Origin of the sequence: Mesorhizobium sp. M4A.F.Ca.ET.090.04.2.1 (assembly GCF_003999085.1) — a bacterium.
Classification (GTDB): domain Bacteria; phylum Pseudomonadota; class Alphaproteobacteria; order Rhizobiales; family Rhizobiaceae; genus Mesorhizobium.
Map to the genome: position 1 here is coordinate 1 of NZ_RZOT01000312.1, position 7,032 is coordinate 7,032.

General features: G+C 65.5%; 7 protein-coding genes and 1 pseudogene. 7 read left to right on the plus strand and 1 reads right to left on the minus strand.

Annotated features, from left to right (window positions below):
• The 7 genes from EN781_RS20885 to EN781_RS20915 all read left to right on the plus strand — a co-directional run.
• Window positions 1-455, plus strand: a 455-nt coding sequence (locus tag EN781_RS20885) for a transglutaminase family protein (protein ID WP_145965568.1), incomplete at its 5' end; no start/stop codon positions are given.
• Between the two features lie 136 nt (window positions 456-591).
• The gene (locus EN781_RS20890; RefSeq protein WP_126058519.1) at window positions 592-1,527 is read left to right on the plus strand and encodes a glycosyltransferase family 2 protein; all 936 of its coding nucleotides are present in this window, start codon (window positions 592-594) and stop codon (window positions 1,525-1,527) included.
• A complete protein-coding gene (locus EN781_RS20895; protein ID WP_126058520.1) occupies window positions 1,527-1,877 on the plus strand; it encodes a glycosyltransferase in 351 nt (116 codons plus the stop codon). The genes EN781_RS20890 and EN781_RS20895 overlap by 1 nt, the downstream gene beginning before the upstream one ends.
• A 72-nt stretch (window positions 1,878-1,949) precedes the next feature.
• Window positions 1,950-3,041: a DNA topoisomerase IB gene (locus EN781_RS20900; RefSeq protein WP_126058521.1), complete on the plus strand. Its 1,092-nt coding sequence runs from the start codon at window positions 1,950-1,952 to the stop codon at window positions 3,039-3,041.
• 111 nt (window positions 3,042-3,152) lie between these two features.
• Window positions 3,153-3,527 carry a YciI family protein gene (locus EN781_RS20905; protein ID WP_126058522.1) on the plus strand — a complete coding sequence of 125 codons (375 nt, stop codon included), beginning with the start codon at window positions 3,153-3,155 and terminating at the stop codon, window positions 3,525-3,527.
• Window positions 3,524-4,795: an RNA polymerase sigma factor gene (locus EN781_RS20910; RefSeq protein WP_126058523.1), complete on the plus strand. Its 1,272-nt coding sequence runs from the start codon at window positions 3,524-3,526 to the stop codon at window positions 4,793-4,795. Before EN781_RS20905 ends, EN781_RS20910 begins: the two co-directional genes overlap by 4 nt.
• Window positions 4,796-4,977: 182 nt before the next feature.
• Window positions 4,978-6,492, plus strand: a complete 1,515-nt coding sequence (locus tag EN781_RS20915) for an aldehyde dehydrogenase family protein (RefSeq protein ID WP_126058524.1) — start codon at window positions 4,978-4,980, stop codon at window positions 6,490-6,492.
• Between the two features lie 139 nt (window positions 6,493-6,631).
• On the opposite strand, the pseudogene EN781_RS20920 reads toward EN781_RS20915, so the two are convergent.
• A pseudogene (locus EN781_RS20920) lies at window positions 6,632-7,032 on the minus strand (hypothetical protein); the annotation flags it as partial.

Below are 7,032 nucleotides of genomic sequence, written 5' to 3' on the forward strand. Positions count from 1 at the left end.
TCGCCACGGTCCTGGACCTGTGCAACCGCATCCATCGCGATTTCACCTATGATGGCGAGGCCACCACCGTGCAGACCCGCGCCAGCGATGCCTTCGGCCTGAAGCGCGGCGTCTGCCAGGACTTCTCGCATATCATGATCGCCGGCCTGCGCGGCCTCGGCATTCCCGCTGGCTATGTCAGCGGCTTCCTGCGCACCATACCGCCAAAGGGCAAGCCCCGGCTCGAAGGTGCCGATGCCATGCATGCATGGGTCAAGGCCTGGTGCGGGCGTGACGCCGGATGGCAGGAATTCGATCCGACCAACGGCATGCGGGCGAGCAACGACCACATCACGGTCGGCTACGGGCGGGACTATTCCGATGTGGCGCCGATCGTCGGCGTGCTCAAGACGACCGGCGGCCAGGCGGCCGAGCAAGCGGTCGATGTCATTCCGGTCGTGCTCGAAAAGCTGTGAACACATCGGGGTCCAGGCCTGTGCCGTACGGGCGGAGCGAGCAAAGACTGCTTCTCAAATCCGGACGCTGTCGCTATCTTGCGCTTCGGGGCGGTACGGCCGGATGCATGGGTTTTGCGCCGGTGCGGAGTTGTCATTGAAAGCTGTCAGCGTCATCATTCCGGCACACAATGCAGCAGCGACCATAGTGAGGACGCTGGGATCGCTGCGTTCGGAAGCGGACGCCATCGGCGAGGTGCTGCTGGTCGACGATTTGTCCTCGGACGGCACGGCAGCGGTCGCCAGCGATGCTGCTTCACGGTTGGGCCTGCCGTTGCGCGTCATCCAGTCCAACTGCAGGGACGCCGGCGGAGCCCGCAATCTCGCCCTGTCGCAGGCGAACCATCCCTGGATCTACATGATCGATGCCGACGACCTGCATCTGGAGGGCGGGCTGCGGTCATTGCTGCTTCAGGCCAGCATGCAGGCAAGGGCCGACATGGTGGTCGGCGCCTATCGTCGGCGGACCGACGGCGTCGACCGGCAGATCAAGCTGCCTGCCGGCTATACGGCCGCGAGCATCGCCAATGCCTCGGCCTATATCGAAGGTCACATACGTTCGATTGCGGTGGGAAGCGCGCTGGTGTCCCGGCAGGCGATCGGGGAAACGCGGTTCCCAACCGGGCTCGCCTATGACGAGGACACGTTGTTCTGGGCAAGGGTGTTGAGCAAGGCCCGGCTTGCGATCATCACGCAACCGGTCATGACCTACTGTGTTTCGGCGGAACGCTCCGACGACCGCTTCATCGTGCTGCCGGCAAAGCGCTTCCTCGAATGGCGCAATGCGCTGCACGGGCTCGCCGATTGCGGGATTGCGAAGTCGACGCTGAAGACCAGGGAAGGGCTTGTCGCCCTGAAGATCGCGCGCGTCCACTATGCGCGCGGCGACCTGGATACGGCGGCCCGGTTCCTGGCCGTGGCCAAGGCCGCGCCGAAGGTGCCGTCGGACATCTGGCGTTGCATGCGCTATCAGTTCAAGCTTGCGGCGCGGCGCCGGTTTTCCATGCCGCGTGTCCAGTTGCAAAGCGCCTGATGGCCGAGAGGCCGGAACTCGCAGTCGTGGTGATTGGTTTGCGGGCGCCTGCCGAGTTGGTCGCAGCAGTAAGATCGGCGCTCGACCAGAATGCACCGTTCGAGGTCGTGGTCGTGAATTCCGGCGGCGGGGATGTCCAGGCACTGCTGGGTCGTGCCGGACTCGATGTCAGGGTCATCGAGGTCGGGCAGCGACTGTTCGCCGGCGCTGCGCGAAATATCGGCCTGCGGCGACACAAGCCCCGTTCGTCGCCTTCCTTGCCGCGGATTGCCTCGCCTGCCCGCGCTGGGCAGAGATCCGATGACGGCGGGCTCTGGATGGCGGACCTGTCGGCCGTCGCGCGAGCGTGAACCCTTAAGAGCAGCACGGAACCAGTCGCCGGCGATGCGGCTTATCTACGGACCAGTTCCGTGGGATGCATCATGCTGCAACGACCGCAATCCTCCCCTGACCGTTCAGCAGGAGAGGACGAAACCCGAAAGAACGGCGCGCAAGATTCGGCCGAGCGCGCGTCGCTCACCTATGTCAGCGATGCCGATCCCGGCATTCGCCGCAAGCGAAAAGGCAAGGGCTTTGCCTATCTCGGGCTCCAGGGCCGTTCGGTCTCAGCGGCCACGCTTGCGCGCATCAAGGCACTGGCCATTCCGCCGGCGTGGACCGATGTCTGGATTTCGCCTGATGCCCGCGGGCACATCCAGGCGACCGGCCGGGACCAGCGCGGGCGCAAGCAATACCGCTATCATGCGCTGTGGGCCGCCGAGCGCGACGGCGCCAAATATTCAAGCTTGGTCGCCTTTGCCAAAAGCCTGCCCGGACTGCGGCGCCGCATCGATGCGGATCTGCGCCGTCACGGTCTGCCGGCGGAGCGCGTCGTCGCGGCGACCGTCTGGCTGCTCGACAATACGATGATCCGCGTCGGCAATGCCGCCTATGCCCGCGACAACAAGAGTTTCGGCCTGACGACGTTGCGCGACCGTCATGTCGACATCGAGGGATCGCACTTGCGCTTTGCCTTCAAGGGCAAGTCCGGCAAGGAATGGAAGCTGAAGCTGGTCGACCGCCGGATCGCCAGGATCGTGCGCGGCGCGCAGGAACTTCCGGGCCAGAAGCTGCTTCAGTATCTTGACGAGGACGGCAACAGGCATCCGGTCGGTTCGGGCGACGTCAACCGCTATATCCGCGACGCGGCCGACGCGGATTTCAGCTCGAAGCATTTCCGAACCTGGGGCGGCACCATCCACGCCGCGTCGCTGTTTGCACAAGCCGAGCGTCCGGAAAGCCAGGCGCAGATGAAGCGGGTCATGAACGGGATCATCGACAGGGTCGCCGAGCGCCTCGGCAACACGCGTGCCATCTGCCGCAAATGCTACATCCACCCGCTGGTCTTCGAAGCATGGGCAAACGGCCGGCTGCTCAGCGAAATGGCGGAGGCAAGCAAGCGAAAACGCCTGATACCCGGTCTCGACGAAGAGGAGACGCTGGTGTTGCGATGGCTTGAGACGCGCGGCGCCTGACCAGTGGCACGGGTGGACGGGCAAGCCCGTGTGATCGCTCAATATTTTTTTATCGACGTTGTGTCGGGAAGGGCCCTACTGTCGCGTCCTTTGATACGGAAAGGATTTGCCATGCTCTACGCCATCCTCTGCTACGCCTCCGAAGACGTCGTCTGCTCCTGGAGCAAGGAACAGGACGACGAGGTCATGGCAAAGCTATTGGGCGTGCAGGAAAAATACGCCCAGGCCGGGCGGCTTGGGCCCGTCGCGCGTCTCTTGCCGACCACCGCCGCGACGACGTTGCGCACGGTCAAGGGCGAGCCGGTCGTCATCGACGGCCCGTTCGCCGAAACCAAGGAACAGTTCCTCGGCTTCTATACGCTCGAATGCGCCGACCTCGACGAGGCCGTCGACTTCGCGCGCGAGCTTTCCGAGGTCAATCCAAGCGGCGGCTCCTACGAGATACGCCCGGTTTCCCTCTTCAATCCGGCCAGAGTACCCGCATGACCGAGCTTGCCTGGATAAGCACCGCGATCAGCACCGCCCGTCCGCAGGCGATGGGTGCGCTGCTGCGCTACTTCCGCGATCTCGACGCCGCGGAAGAAGCTTTCCAGGATGCGTGCCTGAGGGCGCTGAAGAACTGGCCGAAGAACGGCCCGCCGCGCGATCCCGCCGCCTGGCTGATCTTCGTCGGCCGCAACAGCGGCATCGACGCGGTCCGCAAGCGGTCCAAGCAGGCGCCGCTGCCGGAAGAGGACCAGATCTCCGACCTGGAGGATACCGAAAGCGATATCGCCGAGCGTCTCGACGGCGCCCACTATCGCGACGACATCCTGCGGCTCCTGTTCATCTGCTGCCATCCGGACCTGCCGGCGACGCAGCAGATCGCGGTGGCATTGCGCATCGTCTCCGGCCTTACCGTCAAACAGATCGCGCGCGCCTTCCTGGTCGGCGAAAGCGCCATGGAGCAGCGCATCACCCGCGCCAAGGCGCGCATCGCGGATGCCGGCGTGCCTTTCGAGACGCCGGGCGCCGTCGAGCGCTCGGAACGGCTCGCGGCGGTGGCCGCCATGGTCTACCTGATCTTCAACGAGGGCTATTCGACCAACAGCGGCGAGGCGCCGGCGCGCGCGCCGCTCTGCGAGGAGGCGATCCGGCTGGCGCGGCTCTTGCTTCGGCTGTTCCAGACCGAGCCGGAGATCATGGGGCTGACGGCACTGCTCCTGCTGCAGCATGCGCGGGCGCCGGCACGCTTCGACGTCAGTGGCGAGATCGTCCTGCTGGAGGACCAGGACCGCAGTCTCTGGAGCCGCAAGATGATCGACGAGGGCCTGGCGCTGGTCGACAAGGCGCTGCGCCACCAGAAGCCCGGCCCCTACCAGGTGCAAGCGGCGATCGCCGCGCTGCATGCGCGGGCGGTGAAGCCCGAAGACACCGACTGGACCGAGATCGACCTGCTCTACAGCCTGCTCGAGCGCATGCAGCCGTCGCCGGTGGTGACGCTCAATCGCGCCGTAGCGGTGTCCAAGGTGCGCGGCCCCGAGGCGGCGCTCGCCATGATCGAGCCGCTGGAGGATAGGCTGTCCGGCTATTTCCACTTCTTCGGCCTCAAGGGCGGCCTGCTGATGCAACTCGACCGCGGCGATGAGGCGCGCGTTGCGTTCGACCGGGCGATCGCGCTTGCCAACACAGCCGCCGAGGCGGCCCATATCCGCATGCATATCGACCGCCTGATGAAGGAAGGCGCCGAGCGGGCCGCGCAAAAGGCGCGCTGAGCGGCCGTCTCGAAAGTCTGGCCCAACCCTGCGGTCCGGGCTTAGACCATGCCGGGGTGGCGGTTTTTCCCCGAAACGAGTAATGCCACGCCATGAAAGCGCTCCGACGGGCCCGACGGTACGGACAGGGTGGCGCATGGCTTTGCCCCGTTGCCTTGCGACGGGATCTGAAAGGGACAAAAATGACGATAGCGAAGGAAACGGCCGCACTTCTGGAGAAGCTCGGTGTCGCCAAGGACGCGCTTTCCGGCGGCGACCTGATCGTGCGTAGCCCGGTGACCGGCGAGCGGATCGCAGCGCTGAAGACGATCTTGCCGGGCGATGCGGCCAAAACCATCGACGCCGCCCACAAGGCGTTCCAGGCCTGGCGGCTGGTGCCGGGACCGAAGCGCGGCGAGTTGGTTCGCCTGCTTGGCGAGGAACTGCGCGCCCACAAGGCCGAGCTTGGCCGGCTGGTTTCGATCGAGGTCGGCAAGATCCCGTCCGAAGGGCTCGGCGAGGTGCAGGAGATGATCGACATCTGCGATTTCGCCGTCGGCCTTTCCAGGCAGTTGTATGGCCTGACCATCGCCACCGAACGCCCCGGCCACCGCATGATGGAGACCTGGCATCCGCTGGGCGTCGTCGGCGTCATTTCGGCCTTCAATTTTCCGGTCGCGGTATGGTCGTGGAATGCAGCCCTTGCGCTGGTCTGCGGCGACGCCGTTGTGTGGAAGCCGTCGGAAAAGACGCCGCTGACCGCGCTTGCCTGCGAGGCGATCTTCAAGCGCGCGGTCGAGCGCTTCGGCAATGATGCGCCCGCAGGGCTGGCGCCGGTGCTGATCGGCGACCGCGCCGTCGGCGAGATCCTGGTCGACCACCCGAAGGTGCCGCTGGTCTCGGCCACCGGCTCGACCCGCATGGGTCGCGACGTCGGTCCGCGGCTGGCCAAGCGCTTCGCGCGCGCGGTGCTGGAGCTCGGCGGCAACAATGCCGGCATTGTCTGCCCGACCGCCGATCTCGACATGGCGCTGCGGGCCATCGCGTTTGGCGCCATGGGCACGGCCGGCCAGCGCTGCACGACGCTGCGGCGCCTGTTCGTGCACGAGAGCGTCTACGACGCGCTGCTGCCGCGTCTCAAGAAGGCCTATCAGAGCGTCTCGGTCGGCAATCCGCTGGAAACGTCTTCGCTGGTCGGTCCGCTGATCGACAAGGCCGCCTTCGACAACATGCAGAAGGCGCTGCAGGAAGCCACCGCCCATGGCGGCAAGGTTACCGGCGGTTCGCGGGTCGAGAACGGCCATCCGGATGCCTATTACGTGCACCCGGCGCTGGTCGAGATGCCCAAGCAGGTCGCGCCGGTGACGGAAGAAACCTTCGCGCCGATCCTTTATGTGATGAAGTACTCCGACTTCGATGCCGTGCTCGACGAGCATAACGCGGTCGGCGCGGGACTGTCGTCGTCGATCTTCACCCGCGACCTGCAGGAGTCCGAGCGCTTCCTAGGCGTTGATGGTTCGGATTGCGGCATCGCCAATGTCAACATCGGCACCTCCGGCGCCGAGATCGGCGGCGCGTTCGGTGGCGAGAAGGAGACCGGCGGCGGCCGCGAGAGCGGCTCGGATGCCTGGAAGGCCTATATGCGGCGTGCCACCAACACGGTGAACTACTCCAAGGCGCTGCCGCTTGCCCAGGGCGTCTCGTTCGACATCGACTGAGGATCGCAGGCGCCGCTCATGGCGGCGCCTGTCCTGCACGATCAGGCCACGCAGGTCGACAGCGCGCATGGCGGCCGCGACGCCGGACACTTTCTGACGTTTGCCGGTGAGATCGCGGGTTGTGCGGAGGGCAGAACGTTCAGCCTCTTTCCGGTGCCGGAAAACAGACCTCGAAGGCCGCATCGACAACGGCGAGCTTGGCCGCCTGGACGGCCATGTATTCGTGGTAGAATTCCTTCGAAACCCACATCAGGGAATGGCCGCGCTGGCCGGCCCAGCCGATGCTGCCGAGTTCCTCGGCGTCATGCAGCTTGCGCGCGAGATGGGTGCGCGACAGCTTAAGCCATCGGGCGAACTCTGCGATCGAGACCACGCTTGTCGGGATCTTGTCCAGTCCGGCATTCTCTGGATCGATGCCGGACATCAGCCAGTCCATGACGATGCCGCCATTGTTGAGCCAGATGAACAGCGAGAAGGTCTGCTCGGGCTCACGCACCGGCGCTGAAGACAACAGACCGTCCGCGATAAGCGGCTGCAATC